The sequence below is a fragment of the Lacinutrix algicola genome (assembly GCF_001418085.1).
In the GTDB taxonomy this organism is placed as follows: Bacteria; Bacteroidota; Bacteroidia; order Flavobacteriales; family Flavobacteriaceae; genus Lacinutrix; species Lacinutrix algicola.
The window spans coordinates 12103-28072 of the sequence record NZ_LIQH01000040.1 but is presented as its reverse complement, the minus strand read 5'-3'; the positions used below and the strand labels follow the sequence as shown (position 1 = coordinate 28072).

Genomic DNA, 15970 nt, shown 5'->3' with positions numbered 1-15970 from the left:
GTTTGCTAAACGAAAAGTGGTGTTTACTCATTCAAAGTTATGTTTCACTCGTTTAAGGTTTAAAAAAAGCTTTAAAGCTATTAGTTTTATATCTATATAAATACGTTTTAAGGGTTTTTTATAGAATTTCAAAGCACAATACAATTAGTTTACCTTAATTCCTGTGAATTAAGAATGAGTACGCTCTTTTAAGGTTTTTAGTCTAGGCTTTAAAAGCTTCGGTGTAATACTAAATAAGTTATTTAGAATTGTAAATATCGAAAGGAATGTATTGGCTTTGAGATTTTTATTTATGCTTTAAAGCATAAATAATATTAACTAGTAACCAATTAATAAAGTTACAGTAACTACAAAATTGTTGACTATATGAAAAACAATACCTGTTGCTAAACCTCGTGATCTCTTAACAAAATAGCCTGTTACTAAGCCAAAAACAAAGTAAAAGAGAAATAAGCTTAGGTTAAAATGTGCAAGGGCAAACAATGAAGCTTGTATAACGTTAGCAACCTTGTATCCTAAATGTTTTTCGGTTGATGTGAATATTATCCCTCTAAAGATAATTTCTTCATAAAAAGGTACTATAATAGCAACTACTAAAATTGTAATGTAAAAACCGTATTCGTTTAATAGCGATTGTATATCTTCTTTCGCACTTAATGATGAAATTAATTCTGCTGTATCTGAAAGGTCTACAAATGTGCCGATAATTCTAATAATGAAGCCATTAAATATTAAAAAGATAATACTTAAACCTATCATTTGCCTTATAGAATTATTGGTTCTAAAAACAACTTGCAATCGCTTTTTATTAAGTAGTAATACAGTGAATAATAGCAATAGAGCAGAAAACAGGAGTTGCGCATTAGCTGATACACTATCTGTTTCTTCAGTAAATTCATCAAAATAACCTACAATATCGAAATAATAATTTAGCTCTTCTTGATAATTGAATACTAAAATTAAGAGAAACAATGTAAGCATGTAGAAGAAACTGATAAGCCAAAAATGTTTTAATGTCCAATCTCCAGGAAGTCTTACGGCTTCTTTCACCTTTTTTAAGTTAAAGTAATTACTAAGACTATAAATTGGTAATATCCACAAATAAGGAATGGCCATTAGAATTAAAATAGATAGTAGTAAAACAAGTATATGGGATATTTCGCCAAAAGACCAATAGTAACTAGGTGCTTTAAAGGCTAAGCGTAGTCGTTTTATTCCGAAAAAATCATCATAATAACTTTCTCTATACATACGTCTTAACGAACGTATAGCTATTTCTGCATCTGAATATTTTAAATCATGATTAGCTAGTTTTTGTATGCTGCTTGATTTGTTCCAAGCTACAATAGTATCGTTAACTAAATAAGTTCTTGCTTGGATATAATCTTTCTTTAATTCAAAAATTTTATAAAGGCTTTCATTTATAGAATAAGTAGAATCGTTGGCTTTAATACGGTCATACAATTTTAAAGCTTCATCATCTTCATCTAAAGAAATTAGCAACTGTCCTTTTGAATCTAATACCCAATCTGGTTGCACTGCATCTAAGTTTTTTAGAATACTCTCTCTGGCTTTGTCTTTATTTTCTAAGCGTAAATATGCATTGGTTTTTAAAACAGAAAGGTCTAAAGTGTCATTAAACTGTTCAGCTAAGTCAGCGTAGTTAATCGCTTTGTAATCATCATCTTCGGTGTAATAATTTGAGCTAATCTCGAACAAGGCAGAAGTATCCTCATCATCCCAATCAATACTATTGCTTTTGTATAAATCTAAAGTTTTCAAAAGCAAAGGCTCAACTTCTTCTCCGTAGGTGTAATCTAATTTATAGAGTAATATTTTAGGATTGTCGGGATATATAGAAGCTAAATTTTCTACACATTCTAAGGTTTCATCGTACTTTAAATTGTAATCTTCATAGTCATCATAATACGCACTACCTATAAATTTACATTTATAAATTTGTACATTTATATCGTCTGGGTGAGATTTAATATAAGCATCGTATTTGCTTAAAATAGCATTGTAACGATCCTCTTTAGAGTTAGTAAGTGTCTTGACAAAATTTTTATGACTGTCTTTTGTATTTACTTTTATGTTTTGTGCGGTAGTACACAAGAAAGAGAATAAGCAAAAAAGTATTACAATAAATCTAGTCATATATTATTCTCAAACACTTTAAATATAAAGTATTAGTGTTACAAGTTAATCTTCTTTAAGAATTTTTCTTAAAAAAAGTAGCGTAGACTCTTCCATTCTATCTGCTTCACCATCGGCATAAAGTAATAGTTTTATATCTGCAAAAAGTTCAGCATAATCATCTCGGAAGTAATCGTGTGACTTTACACCTTCAATTATGTTTTGTATACATTGGTAGTCGTTATCTCTATCGAATTGCTTGTGAATAGCAGCATAGGTTTCTTTATCTACTTTAGTAAGAATAAAATCTTTCTCTTCTGTAGTTTCGTGTAAATCGGCATTAGCAACATATAAAAGAATGTATGCTACAAGCTCGTTTTTTGACCAATTTTTAATGTTGTCCATAATTTATGCTATTGTTAAAGTTCCATATTCTGTCCACGAACCATCGTAAACACTATTATTATAACCTGCAACAGTTGCAGCCAACGCTAAAACTGAAGCTGTAATTCCAGAACCACAAGTAAATACCAAATGTTGGTTTTCTTTAGCTAGATTCTTGAAAATGGTTTGTAATTCTGCCTTTTGTTTTAACTTATTACCATCTAAAACCATATTAAAAGGTAAGCTAGATGATGTTGGTATTGTACCACTTCTTAATCCTGCTCTAGGTTCGGCAACAATACAATTAAAACGATCACTTGATCTTGCATCAATAATTTTATAATTATCGTCTTTAGAAATGGTATCTAAAGAATCGAACAACACAACGTTATTAGACTTGTATGTTGCTTTTACGTTTCCTTTTTTGCGAGTGTTGTTAGTTGTTTTGTCTTCTAAAGAAAAACCTTTCGCTTTCCATTCTGGTAGTCCGCCATCCAAAATAGCCACGTTATTAAAGCCAAAGGTTTTAAATAACCACCAAGCTCTAGCACCAGAGTAAATACCGTTATCGTCGTAAATAACAACTGTAGAATCGTTGTTTACACCTAATGCTTGTATGTTTTCTTCAAATTGTTTTGCTGAAGGAATTGTATTTGGAAAAGGTGCATTTACAATACTGAATTTATTTTTTATATCTAAAAACTGAGTACCAGTAATTTGTGAATTTGATAATGCTGAAACATCACCAAGTACTTTAGAAATTGTCGCATCGAATACAAGCACATTTTCATCTTGTAAATGATTATTCAACCAATCGACTGAAACTATATTTTCTGACATAATATTTAAATAGTTTGATACTATTGTTTTATTTTACTGCTTCGTAGTTGTCGTCCCAATCTTTTACTTTTGGATCACCAAGTTTATCGACAGACTTTGCAACTACCATAGAAACTGCAGCATCTCCTGTAACATTAATTACTGTTCTACACATGTCTAAAGGTCTATCTACAGCAAATATTAAAGCCAATCCGGCTTCTGGTATTCCAGCATAACCTAAAACACCCACAAGCATAACCATTCCTGCTCCAGGTACAGCAGCACTACCAATAGAGGCTAATGTTGCCGTAGCAATAATACCTAATTGTGTACTTAAATCTAATTCCATACCAAAGGCTTGTGCAATAAATACAGCAGCAACGGCTTGATATAAACTTGTTCCATCCATATTTATAGTTGCACCAATTGGCAATACAAAACTAGATACTTCTTCTTCAACGCCTAAATGCTCTGTAACACGCTCCATTGTAACTGGTAAAGTTGCAGCACTACTACTAGTAGAAAACGCTAAAAGTTGTGCTGGAGAAATACCGTTTAAAAAGAATTTAGGAGATTTTTTTGTGTATAAACTTACTATTACTACATAAATAACAATCATTAATGATAATCCTAAAACAACAGTAAAAGCATACCAACCAAGTGCTTTAAATAAATCTACACTAGGAGATTCGACGACAATTGCAGCCAATAAAGCAAACACACCGTAAGGTGCGGCAAGCATAATAATGTCTACCATTTTTAGGATCACTTCATTAAAACCATCAAAAAACTTTTTTACTGTTTCTCCTTTTTCCTCAGGGATAAGAATTAAACTAATACCAAAAAACATAGCAAAAAAGATAATTTGAAGCATGTTTCTATTACTAGTTGCAGCAGCAAAAATATTATCAGGTACAAGATCTTCTAAAGCCTGTAACGGTCCAGATTCTTTTTGGTTTTTTGCTTCTTCTTTATATTTGGTAGTATTACCACTGTAATTTTCTACCATTTCTGTTCTGGTTTCTTTAGAAATAGATTTACCAGGATTTACTACATTTACTAGTAGAAGACCTATAGATACAGCAATAACAGTAGTCATTATGTAGATACCAATAGTTCTTCCTCCCATTTTTGAAAGTTTAGAAATATCTCTTAAATCTGAAACACCTTTAATTAGTGCGGCAAGAATTAAGGGAATAGCAATCATTTTTAAACATTTGATAAATATTTTACCAAAAGGCTTTATCCAATCTTGTACTAATTCTTGGCCACCATCAAAATTGGTCATTATTAGTCCTAATACGACTCCAAAGACCATTCCTAATAGTATTTTCCAATGTAGTGCTAGTTTTTTCATATGCATTCCTCGAGAAAGCGAGGATCTTATTTATGGTTTAGTTAGTTTATTAATTTGTTTTGGCACCTATTGTTTTGTGCCTCCATATCTCGTAAAGATAGCAATTTACATGAGGTTCGTCTGGATTATTTATTGGTAATGCTTCACGTATTTGTTTAGCTTTATCATAATCAGAAACCAAACCGTAACTATTTAAATCGTTTGGTAAAAATGTTTCATCAAATCCACCACAGTTTGTTAGAGCGCTTGTATTTCCTCCTATTTCTATTAAATCGTAACCTATAAAATTATAATCTTTATTTAAATCGGCTTTTTCTTTACCAGGTTCTTTTATTATTGCTAATAAATTAAAGTATTCTAAATGGCTTGTTTTACTAAGTACGTAGTCTAAACTGCTAAAATAGAACATAACCATATCGTGGTCTGTTATAAAGTAATTCCATTCTTCAGCAGCATCTAAATCTATAGAAAAAGCTAAACTATTTAAATTACCATCTAAAGAAACCAATTCCTTTAGATGCTTTAATTCCGACCAATTAACATAATCATTCCAGCTAAAACCTTCTTTATTCTCTGAATCGTAAGTTTTTAAAGCAGTATAGTATATGTTTGGTTTCATTTAAAAAAATTAAAGATATGATAATAATTGAAATCATTAAAACTGTCTATATTTTCAATATCTCAAGCGCTACGCTTTTTAAAAATAAATTTTATACTTTATTTAATGAGATTCCAGCTTTCGCAGAAATTAGTTAATACATTTTATTCAGCAAATAGAAATCTGCTAAAACCAATGCAGCCATTGCTTCAACAATAGGTACGGCTCTAGGTACAACACAAGGATCGTGACGCCCTTTACCTTGCATTTCTACAATGTTTCCATCTTTATCAATAGTATCTTGCTTTTGCATAATGGTTGCAACAGGCTTAAAAGCAACACGGAAATAAATATCCATTCCATTACTTATACCACCTTGAATTCCACCAGAAAGATTAGATTTAGTAGTACCATCGCTGTTATACAAATCGTTATGTTCGCTACCTTTCATTTTTGCACCACAGAATCCACTTCCGTATTCGAAACCTTTTACAGCATTAATAGAAAGCATTGCTTTGCCTAAATCTGCATGTAATTTATCGAAAACAGGTTCTCCTAAACCAACAGGTACGTTTTTAATTACACATGTAATTGTACCACCAATAGTATCACCTTCTTTTCTAATTTCTTTAACGCGAGCAATCATTTTCTCGGCAGTAGCTTCGTCTGGGCAACGAATAATATTAGATTCAATTTTAGAAAAATCTAAATCTTGATACGGTTTATCTATAAAAATATCTCCAACCGAAGAAGTGAATGCATTAATTTTAATATCCTTTAAAACCTGCTTCGCTATTGCGCCAGCTACTACTCTACTTGCTGTTTCTCTTGCAGAGCTTCGTCCGCCACCACGATAATCACGATGACCATATTTTTTGTCATACACATAATCTGCATGACTTGGTCTGTAAGAATCTTTAATATGCGAGTAATCGTTAGACTTCTGGTTTGCGTTTTCAATAACAAAACCAATAGGTGTTCCTGTAGTTTTACCTTCAAAAATACCAGATAAGAATTTTACTTCGTCCGGTTCTTTACGTTGCGTTACTATTGACGACTGACCTGGTTTACGTCTATTCATTTCGTTTTGAATTGCATCAAAATCTAATGTAATATTTGGAGGGCAACCATCTATAACTCCACCAATAGCGACGCCGTGAGACTCACCAAAAGTTGTAAGATTAAACAATTTTCCAAAGGAATTTCCTGCCATAAAAATTTTATTTATGCTAATGTAAAAGTTATATTACAGAAACAAAAATTGTATATTACTTTATTAAGTATTCTGTATTAAAATTATACATTTGAAAAAATCATCTTATTATGAAAATCATTAAATATTTAACATTATCAATAGTTGCTTTTACTTTTTTGTTCTCTTGTTCTTCAGATGATGTTACTGGTAGTGAAACGCAACAACAGCTAATGTTTAGTGGTAATTTCTTTCCTTTAACTATTGCAGATAGTTGGAGTTACGATGTTATAAACACAGATAATACTACAAACGAAGTCACAACTAGTGAAGATGTATTAGTTGTTGAAAGCGAGTCTTCTACAGGTTTTACGCTATCTGCTAATGCCAATCAAGGCGGTATTGCGAATGGAACAATGAGCGGTATATTAACCACAGGAGAATTAACACGTACAAATACAACGCTTGCAACTAACTTAAACATTAGTCTTCCTTTAGATGGTTTCGATTTTGATATTGAACTGGAAAATGCATTATTATATAATACACAAGCCAGTAATGGCGATCAATTATCTTTAAATACAGGAATTTTTACTCAAGATTTTGAAGGTTATCCAATTACTATAAATTATGCTTTAAAAAGTAAGCAATTAGGAAACTTAACAAGTCTAGAGGTTGAAGGCACAACCTACAATACTGTGACTTCTGCGAATATTAGTTTAGAACTTTCCGTAAGTACAACGGTTACCGCTTTTGGTTTTACTCAAACAGTATCTATTTTAGATGCGCAAGATGTATTATCGATCGATAGTTTTTATGCAGAAAATGTAGGACTTATTAAAGCTGAAGCAGATACTAGTTATACTTTAAATCCTACAACATTAGGCTTATTACAACAAGCTGGCGTAGATTTAAGTCTACTACCAACATCTATGTCTGTGCAGAATACGCAGTCTTTAACAAGTTATAATATTACTGAATAATTAGAGTAACGCTTCTTTTAAAATAGTAATAGGATGTAAAGCAGTACGCTGTGTACCGTCTTTTATTTGATGTCTACAACTTGTACCATTAGCAGCAATAGTAGTTTCTAGCGATGCATTTCTAACAGCAGGAAACAATGTTTGTTCTCCAATTTGCATGCTTACTTTATAGTGTTCTTTTTCGTAACCAAAACTGCCAGCCATACCGCAACAACCACTAGGTATAATGGTGACTTTGTAGTTTTTAGGTAGGTTTAAAACATTAAAACTATGAATTTGATTACTTTCCGCTTTTTGGTGACAATGTCCATGGAATTTAATTGTTTTTTCTTCGGAAGTAAATTGTGAGGGTTTAATATTACCAATTGCAATTTCATTACTTAGGAATTCCTCAATTAAAAAAGTGTTTTTTGCTATAGCTTTAGCAGAAACTTTATCGTCTACCAGTTTTAAATATTCACCTCTAAAAGACAAAATAGCTGAAGGCTCGATACCCACAAGAGGTGTTTCTTCAGAAATAACATTTTTATAAATTTCTATATTTCTATTGGCAACTTTTTTTGCTTCATCAAGCAATCCTTTAGACATAAAGGAACGTCCAGATTCACTGTTGTTTATCAGTTTTACTTCGTAATTTAATGCTTGCAAAAGTGTAACTGCATCTACTCCAATAGAAGTATCTAAATAGTTGGTAAATTCGTCATTAAATAAATAAATTGTTTTAATATATTTATTTTTAATTATTTCATTTTTAATTATTTGGTATTCTTTATATAAACTTTTACTTGAAATCAAAGGAAGGCTTCTTTCAGTAGCAACACCTATAGTTTTTTTAAGTATGGAGGATGTAAATCCGTTAGAAAACATAAAGTTTGTAAGGCTAGGCAGTTTACTACCGATCGCATTTAATTTGTTGTTATATGCAAACAATTTTGTTCTTAAATTTGTGCCATTTACTTTTTGATATTGGTACTGAAACTCCGCTTTTAAAGTCGCCACATCCACACTACTTGGGCACTCGCTAGAACATGCTTTACAACTTAAACAAAGATCGAAAACTTGTTTTAATTCCTCGTGATCGAACTTATTTGCTTTATCAGAATTAGTTAAATATTCTCGTAATGCGTTTGCTCTTGCTCTGGTAGTATCTTTCTCGTCTCTTGTGGCGCGATAACTAGGACACATAGTACCACCAAATTCTGGTAGTTTTCTACAATCTCCTGAACCGTTACATTTTTCTGCTTCGCGAAGAATACCTTGGGATGCAGAAAAATCTAATAACGTTTCTATTTTAGGTTCTACTCTATCAACTTGATAGCGTAAGTTTTTATCCATTGGGAAAGCTTCAACAATTTTTCCAGGATTAAAAATATTTTCAGGATCGAAAACAGATTTTATACGTTTTAATAATTGGTAGTTTTTATCACCAATCATAAACTTTATAAACTCTGCGCGTACAATACCATCACCATGTTCTCCGCTAAAAGAACCATTGTATTTTTTAACTAAAGTAGCAACATCTGTTGTTATTTTTCTAAATAAAATAACATCCTCGTCCTTTTTTAAGTTTAGTATTGGTCTTAAATGAATTTCTCCAGCGCCAGCATGTGCATAATAAACAGCACCCTGTTTATGACCTTTCATTAAAGCGGTAAATTCTGAAATATAATTTGCTAAATCTGGAAGCGCAACAGCTGTGTCTTCTATACAAGCAACCGCTTTTTTATCTCCAATAATATTACCAAGTAAACCTAAACCTGCTTTTCGTAACTCGTTTGCCTTATCAATCTCTTTGTTTACTAAACTAATATTAGCATAACTTAATCCTGTGTTTTCAAGCGTCTCAATAAGGTTATTTGCTTGTATTTGTACATTTTCAAGCGTTTCACCTTTTACCTCACACATCAAAATAGCTTGAGGATCTCCTTGAATAAACTGCCTGTTTTCTGTTTGTGTTTTATTGTTTTTTGTGCAATCCAATATGGTTTTATCCATCATTTCGCAGGTAAACAAATTATGTTGCATTACTGGCTCTACAGCTTCTAAACAAGCGTTAATTGTATTAAAATGAGCCGCAATCATTATACTTTGGCTTGCAGGAAGTTTATCTAATTTTAAAGTGATTTCTGTAGTAAAAGCTAATGTACCTTCACTTCCAGATAATAACTTACAAAGGTTGAAAGCTTCAGTAGTATTAATAAGTTCGTCTATTGCGTAACCGGTGTTTCTTCTATGTATTTCTGGTTTTGGAAAGTTATTTATTATTTCGTTTCTGGTTTCTTCCGAAGATAATTCTGAAACAACTGTACTATATATTTTTCCTTCTAAAGTATTTGATTTTGTCTTGTTTTGAAGTGCCTCTTGCGTTAATTCAGAAAAAACAGCTTCACTTCCATCGCTTAAAATAGTTTTAAGCTCTAAAACTTTATCTCGAGTTACACCGTATCTAATAGATGTTGTTCCAGAAGAATTATTTCCAACCATACCACCTATCATACAACGGTTAGATGTAGAAGTATTTGGTCCGAAAAATAAACCAAAAGGTTTTAAATGGTTATTAAGTTCGTCTCTAACAACACCTGGCTGTACAGTTACAGTTTGGTTGGTTTCATTAATATTTAGAATCTTTGTAAAATATTTTGAAACATCTACTACAATACCTGTTCCAACGCATTGTCCTGCTAAAGAAGTTCCAGCTGTTCTTGGTATTATAGAGGTTTTATTTTTAGTAGCAAATACAACTAATTTTTTTATGTCGCTATTAGACTTAGGAAAAGCAACCGCAAGAGGCAACATTCTATATACAGAAGCATCTGTAGCGTAAAGACGTTTCATTAAATCGCTATAATGCAATTCGCCTTCAAGGCTTTTCTCTAACGTTACTAATACTGAATTATTAATTTTTATGCTCATTATACTTTCAAATTTAATATATCTGAACAATTATTAACTAAATATTAGCGTTATATTTTTTATAAAATCGATAGTAAACTGTAAATTGGATTAATCTTAAAAATAAAATAACAAAATGAAAAAAATACTTTTATTAGCAATAGCTATTCTTGGATTTAGCTATGCAGCAACAGCTCAGGAAATTTCAGAAAACGCTATTGGATTACGAATTGGAGATAATGATGGATTTGGTGGAGAAATCTCCTACCAACGTGCTTTAGGCTCCAACAACCGTTTAGAAGTTGATCTTGGTATTAGATCTGGAAATGATTATGATGGCTTTAAATTAGCAGGTTTATACCAATGGGTTTGGCAATTAGAAGGGGATTTTAATTGGTATGCTGGTGTTGGTGGTGGTTTAGGTAATTATAGTTATGATTTACCTGCTCCTCTTAAAGATGAAAGTGAAACGTTTATTTTCGCTGCTGGAAATATAGGAATTGAGTATAATTTCGATATCCCATTAGTACTTTCTTTAGACGCAAGACCAGAGCTTGGTTTTGGAGATTTTAGAGACGATTTAGACTTCGATATTGCCTTGGGTATTAGATATCAGTTTTAAATCAATAAAATATATTATTTTCGTAAACCATTTCATTTATTTGAAATGGTTTTTTTATGACAAGATTATTGTCTTTATCTTTTTAAATTAACTTATATACTATGAAACAAAAAACAATACTTTCGATTATTCTATTAAATCTATTTGTGTTTACTGCTTTTGGACAACAAAATGTTAAAGTTGGTTATGCTGACATTGAATACATTTTAGATAATATGCCAGAAACAGTAAAAGCTAAAGCAGATTTAGATGTAATAATGAATAAATTAACAAAAACTAGAGATTCTATTATTAAGGATTATAATGTTAAGGTAGAGGATTATAAAAAGAATGGAGCAACTCTTGTTGAACCTGACAAAAAGAAAAAAGAAACAGAATTAATGCGTATACAACAAGGTATGCAAGGCTTTGATACAGATATTCAAACTGCAATTAATTATAAAAAGAATGCATTTTACCAACCTATTTATACTAAAATTGGAGAATTAGTCTCTGTAGTCGCAAAAGAAAACGGTTATACTCATATATTAAATTCTCAAATAAACGGAAACAGTGTATTAGTATATGCCGAAGAAAGCACAGATATTAGTGATCTTGTTATTGCAAAAGCAAAGAAGTAATATAAATTTATTATGATATAAAAAAAGGCACCCAAATGAGGTGCCTTTTTTATTTTATAATACTAGCTGATAATTATAATTTTTGAGTAAACAAACAGTTCTTTAACGTGTTCTCATAAATAGCTTCGTATTGTGGCACTATGTTATGGATATCAAATTTTTCAGCTTGAACTTTTGCATTCTCTTTAAGTTTTGTCAAGAGTTTTTCATCTTTTAAAACCATAATTGCATTTTTGCTCATTGCTTCAACATCTCCAACATCACTTAAATAACCAGAAAAACCTTCTTCATTTACTTCAGGAATACCACCAGTATTACTAGAGATTACTGGAACTCCAGATGCCATTGCTTCTAAAGCAGATAGTCCAAAACTTTCGGTTTCACTTGGAAGTAAAAACAAATCGCTAAAACACAAAATTCTATCTATTTCATTACTATTCCCAAAGAACACTACTTTATCACTAATACCTAATTCTCGGCATAATTGTTCTGCTGGTTCTCGTTCCGGACCTTCTCCAACCATCATTAACTTTGCTGGAACTTCCTTTTGTACGTTATTAAAAATATTTATAATATCTGGAATACGTTTAACTTCTCTAAAATTACTAATGTGGGTTATTATTTTTTCATCATCTGAAGCCATCATAGCACGTTGACAATCGGTATAACTGTGTTTAAACTTCTTTAAATCTATAAAATTTGTAACGACACTAATATTCTGCTTAATATCAAACAGACGAAGTGTGTCGTCTTTTAAACTCTGTGAAACTGCCGTTACTGCATCCGATTTGTTAATACTAAATGTAACTGCAGGTTTATAAAATGGATGGTTACCAACCAAGGTAATATCTGTACCATGTAAAGTGGTTACAATAGGCACATAAATGTCTTCTTCTCTAAGCATTTTTTGCGCCATATATGCAGCATAAGCATGTGGTATCGCATAGTGTACATGAAGAATCTCAATTTTATGAAGCTTCACCATGTCTACCAACTTACTCGATAAAGCTAACTCGTAAGGCTGATAATGAAACAAAGGATATTCTGGCACATTTACTTCGTGATAATGAATATTATTACCTAAAAGTTCTAAACGAACGGGCTGATTATAAGTTATAAAATGAATAGTATGACCACGCTTAGAAAGCTCTAAACCTAATTCTGTAGCTACTACTCCACTTCCTCCAAATGTTGGATAACAAACAATTCCTATTTTCATTTAATTAGTTTTAAACGTCTAATGTATTTTAAGTATTTAGAGTTTATTGCTCGAACCTAAAATAGATAAGATTTAATTTTGGTTTATTGATTAGTAGTTAAAATAGTAAAAACTTACATCATTTTAACTTTTTGTAACTCAAAACTCTATGTGCTTTATATGCCTATCTTATAATAGCCTCATAAATAGCTTCTTGAATATTGGTTCTAATATCTGCACGTAATAACATGTTTTTACCTTTTGATGATGGATATGTTCTATTTGCCATAAAAACATAAACTAATTCTTCGTCTGGATCCGCCCAAGTATAAGTTCCTGTAAATCCAGAATGTCCAAAACTTGTCATAGAAACACAACCACAAGTTGGCCCAGATTCTCCTAGTTGTGGTTTATCGAAACCGATACCTCTTCTTACTTTATTTTCACAAAAATAACAAGTATTAAATTTATCTATTGTTTCTGGCTTTAAATACCTTACACCTCCATAATATCCTTTTTGCAAATACATTTGCATTATTTTGGTGATGTCGTTAGCATTACTAAAAACACCAGCGTGTCCACCGACACCATCTTGCATTGCTGCACCCATATCATGAACATAACCTTGCACTTTTTGAAAACGATAATAATCATCTTCTTCGGTTGGTGTAATACGCGTGTTACTAATCGTTTTGTAGGGATTATAAACAGTATTATTTGCACCTAAAGACTTATAAAAATGATCTTGAACTAATTCGTTTAAAGGCTTATTGTAATGTTCCTCTATGTACTGCTTAAGAATGTAATATGGTAAATCGCTATAACGGTAACGCAAACGTGAAAGTAGATCTGTTTCTTTAATTATTTTTGGAATAGAATCTTGATAATCCTCTCGCATGTATAGGTTATTTGCGACTTTAATATTAAACTTTCCTGTTGGAGATTTACGATAATATTTAGTTGAAGGTTTTTTTGTAACGGTATCTAAAGTGGCAAAATAAAAAGGAATCCAAGGTTTTAATTGAGCATAATGCGAAAGCATTTTCTTAAATGTAATATTCTTTTTATTAGTGTTTTTGTAATACGGAATTGCTTCTGATAATTTTGTATCTAAGGATACAATACCTTGCTCTTCCATTTCCATAAACAATGGTAAAGTTGCTACTATTTTTGTTAATGAAGCAACATCGTAAAGATCATCTCCTCTCACCTTTTGAGAACCTTTATTATAAGTGTGATTTCCAAAGTTTTTATTATAAACAACTTTTCCTTTTCTAGCTACAATTAGTTGTATTCCTGGTGTCATACCTGCATTTACAGCATGGTTTGCAATAGAATCTATCTTTTTTAGACGATAAGAACTTAAACCAACACGTTCTGGAACACTGTAACCTAAACGCTCTAAAGAGTTTGTTTGCACACCATATCCGACTTTAAAATATGGTCCTGCAGAAACCGGTAAAGTTCCTTTTGCTGGTAAGGCTCCAAATATAATTTCGGCAGAGGTTTCTTGAGCAATCTTACTGTTTTGATAACTTACAACAACACTTTCAATATTCGTAACTGTTTGTAAATCTAACAATGCATAAGGTTTAGCAAATACATCTAAAATTACAGTGTTTGTTCTAGCTATTTCGTATAACCAGGTTAACTCTTTATCTGAAAATTTATACGATTTCCAAGGATTTGCATTAGATTTATGAAAACCAACAATAACAGTATTATAGTTTTGAAGCTTCGCTATTAAATTACTTAAATTATTAGCTTTTACTTCATGAACCTGAGCATATTTTTTAAGCGCATTTAAAAACGGTTTACCACTATCATTACCTAATTCTACATATGCGATTTTTTTAGTTTCTAAGTGACGTAGTGGTAACAAACCCGAAGAGTCACGTGCAATGGTAACTGCCTCTTCCATTAGCTCTTCGTATAAAATATCGTCTCTTAAACGGTTTAAATCATTACTTAAATTATGTGTATAAATAGGTTTATAATTATTTAAACCAACTTTATATTTTGCTTGCAATAATTTTTTAACAGAATGCGCTAAACGTTCTTCTGTAATTAATCCTTTATTAACTGCTTTTTCAAGTTTTGCAATACCAGCTTCTGGATTTTCAGACATTAGCATTATATCATTTCCAGCAAGAAAAGCTGCTAAATCTATATTTCCAACAGTACTTGTCGAACCTTCATTAACGCCATCTAAACCTTCAAATTTATAGTTTGCTGCACCTTTCATAGTTAAGGCGTCAGTAAAAATCAGTCCTTTAAAACCTAGTCTTTCTTTTAAAATGTTGGTTACAATGTTTTTTGAAATAGAAGACGGATAATCTTGTCTAGGCTCTAAACTAGGAATATTTAAATGCGCAACCATTACACTCGATAAGCCTTCTTTTATTAATGTTTTATAAGGGTACAATTCTACAGAATCTATACGCTTTGCATCGAATGCTACAGTTGGTAATGTTAAGTGAGAATCTGCTTCAGTATCACCATGTCCAGGAAAATGTTTAGCATTTGCTAGTACACCTACACTTTGCATACCTTTCATAAAAGCTGCTGCTTTTTCGGTAACGTTATCTCTATCTTCTCCAAAAGAGCGGTTTCCAATAATGGGATTCTTTGGGTTTGTATTAATATCCACCACAGGAGCAAAATTAAAATGAACACCTAATCGTTTGCAATGCTCTCCTAATTGTCTTCCTGTTTGTTCTATTAAAAAATTATCTTTAATAGCACCAAGCGTCATATTCCAAGGAAAGGAGTATGTAGAATCTAAACGCATGCTTAATCCCCACTCAGCATCCATACCTATAAGTAATGGTATTTTAGAAGCTGCTTGTAATTCGTTATTAAGTTTTGCTTGTCTGTAAGGACCACCTTTTGAGTAGATGACACCTCCAATTTTATTTTTATTAATTAAATTGAGAACCTTAGCTTTTTCAGCTTCAGTTTGGCTACTAAAAACCTGCACCATATATAATTGTGCTATTTTCTCGTTTAATGTTAATGAATTATAGACACTATCTACCCATTTTTTTTGTCCTTCAACATCTTTTACTAGCAAAGGATTGCTAGTTTCTTGAGCGTGGATAGTAAACGATATAAGGGATAAGGTAAGTAATAGAATTAATTTGCGCATAAAAATTTTCAATTTGAGTTG

The 15970-nt window shown here is 31.6% G+C and carries 12 protein-coding genes; 3 read left to right on the top strand and 9 right to left on the bottom strand.

Translation table 11 applies throughout. The features are described from left to right. Positions 1-318 precede the first annotated feature (318 nt). From ASC41_RS13120 to aroC, 6 genes are all read right to left on the bottom strand, one after another. Positions 319-2157, bottom strand: a complete 1839-nt coding sequence (locus ASC41_RS13120; protein ID WP_083477214.1) for a CPBP family intramembrane glutamic endopeptidase — start codon at positions 2155-2157, stop codon at positions 319-321. Between the two features lie 45 nt (positions 2158-2202). Then, positions 2203-2541 (bottom strand): hypothetical protein, encoded by a 339-nt coding sequence (locus tag ASC41_RS13115; RefSeq protein WP_055437110.1) that lies wholly within the window; start codon positions 2539-2541, stop codon positions 2203-2205. A gap of 3 nt (positions 2542-2544) precedes the next feature. Continuing rightward, positions 2545-3360, bottom strand: coding sequence for a sulfurtransferase (locus ASC41_RS13110; protein ID WP_055437109.1), 816 nt, complete (start codon positions 3358-3360; stop codon positions 2545-2547). A 28-nt stretch (positions 3361-3388) separates the two neighbouring features. Continuing rightward, positions 3389-4696 (bottom strand): dicarboxylate/amino acid:cation symporter, encoded by a 1308-nt coding sequence (locus tag ASC41_RS13105; RefSeq protein ID WP_055437108.1) that lies wholly within the window; start codon positions 4694-4696, stop codon positions 3389-3391. Positions 4697-4745: 49 nt separating this feature from the next. After that, positions 4746-5315, bottom strand: a complete 570-nt coding sequence (locus ASC41_RS13100; protein ID WP_055437107.1) for a hypothetical protein — start codon at positions 5313-5315, stop codon at positions 4746-4748. A 133-nt stretch (positions 5316-5448) separates the two neighbouring features. Next, positions 5449-6507: a chorismate synthase gene (gene aroC, locus ASC41_RS13095; protein ID WP_055437106.1), complete on the bottom strand. Its 1059-nt coding sequence runs from the start codon at positions 6505-6507 to the stop codon at positions 5449-5451. Positions 6508-6617: 110 nt separating this feature from the next. Here aroC and ASC41_RS13090 point away from each other — a divergent pair, with 110 nt between their 5' ends. Then, positions 6618-7469: a hypothetical protein gene (locus ASC41_RS13090; protein WP_055437105.1), complete on the top strand. Its 852-nt coding sequence runs from the start codon at positions 6618-6620 to the stop codon at positions 7467-7469. Here the strand turns inward: ASC41_RS13090 and ASC41_RS13085 are convergent, their stop codons facing one another. Continuing rightward, complete coding sequence (locus tag ASC41_RS13085) at positions 7470-10382, bottom strand: FAD-binding and (Fe-S)-binding domain-containing protein (RefSeq protein WP_055437104.1); 2913 nt, start codon at positions 10380-10382, stop codon at positions 7470-7472. It abuts the gene before it with no gap. A 115-nt stretch (positions 10383-10497) separates the two neighbouring features. On the opposite strand from ASC41_RS13085, the gene ASC41_RS13080 reads away from it, so the two are divergent. Both ASC41_RS13080 and ASC41_RS13075 read left to right on the top strand, forming a co-directional pair. Continuing rightward, positions 10498-10983, top strand: coding sequence for a hypothetical protein (locus ASC41_RS13080; protein WP_055437103.1), 486 nt, complete (start codon positions 10498-10500; stop codon positions 10981-10983). A 101-nt stretch (positions 10984-11084) separates the two neighbouring features. After that, a complete protein-coding gene (locus ASC41_RS13075; protein WP_055437102.1) occupies positions 11085-11603 on the top strand; it encodes an OmpH/Skp family outer membrane protein in 519 nt (172 codons plus the stop codon). Between the two features lie 73 nt (positions 11604-11676). Here the strand turns inward: ASC41_RS13075 and bshA are convergent, their stop codons facing one another. Both bshA and ASC41_RS13065 read right to left on the bottom strand, forming a co-directional pair. Then, complete coding sequence (bshA, locus tag ASC41_RS13070) at positions 11677-12822, bottom strand: N-acetyl-alpha-D-glucosaminyl L-malate synthase BshA (protein WP_055437101.1); 1146 nt, start codon at positions 12820-12822, stop codon at positions 11677-11679. Positions 12823-12985: 163 nt separating this feature from the next. Next, positions 12986-15949, bottom strand: coding sequence for a serine hydrolase domain-containing protein (locus tag ASC41_RS13065; protein WP_055437406.1), 2964 nt, complete (start codon positions 15947-15949; stop codon positions 12986-12988). Between the last annotated feature and the right edge of the window lie 21 nt (positions 15950-15970).

What these genes read in the sequence shown, in the direction of transcription:
- ASC41_RS13120 (WP_083477214.1), bottom strand. Translation starts at nt 2,157, where the DNA reads ATGACTAGATTTATTGTAATACTTTTTTGCTTATTCTCTTTCTTGTGT.
- ASC41_RS13115 (WP_055437110.1), bottom strand. Translation starts at nt 2,541, where the DNA reads ATGGACAACATTAAAAATTGGTCAAAAAACGAGCTTGTAGCATACATT.
- ASC41_RS13110 (WP_055437109.1), bottom strand. Translation starts at nt 3,360, where the DNA reads ATGTCAGAAAATATAGTTTCAGTCGATTGGTTGAATAATCATTTACAA.
- ASC41_RS13105 (WP_055437108.1), bottom strand. Translation starts at nt 4,696, where the DNA reads ATGAAAAAACTAGCACTACATTGGAAAATACTATTAGGAATGGTCTTT.
- ASC41_RS13100 (WP_055437107.1), bottom strand. Translation starts at nt 5,315, where the DNA reads ATGAAACCAAACATATACTATACTGCTTTAAAAACTTACGATTCAGAG.
- aroC (WP_055437106.1), bottom strand. Translation starts at nt 6,507, where the DNA reads ATGGCAGGAAATTCCTTTGGAAAATTGTTTAATCTTACAACTTTTGGT.
- ASC41_RS13090 (WP_055437105.1), top strand. Translation starts at nt 6,618, where the DNA reads ATGAAAATCATTAAATATTTAACATTATCAATAGTTGCTTTTACTTTT.
- ASC41_RS13085 (WP_055437104.1), bottom strand. Translation starts at nt 10,382, where the DNA reads ATGAGCATAAAAATTAATAATTCAGTATTAGTAACGTTAGAGAAAAGC.
- ASC41_RS13080 (WP_055437103.1), top strand. Translation starts at nt 10,498, where the DNA reads ATGAAAAAAATACTTTTATTAGCAATAGCTATTCTTGGATTTAGCTAT.
- ASC41_RS13075 (WP_055437102.1), top strand. Translation starts at nt 11,085, where the DNA reads ATGAAACAAAAAACAATACTTTCGATTATTCTATTAAATCTATTTGTG.
- bshA (WP_055437101.1), bottom strand. Translation starts at nt 12,822, where the DNA reads ATGAAAATAGGAATTGTTTGTTATCCAACATTTGGAGGAAGTGGAGTA.
- ASC41_RS13065 (WP_055437406.1), bottom strand. Translation starts at nt 15,949, where the DNA reads ATGCGCAAATTAATTCTATTACTTACCTTATCCCTTATATCGTTTACT.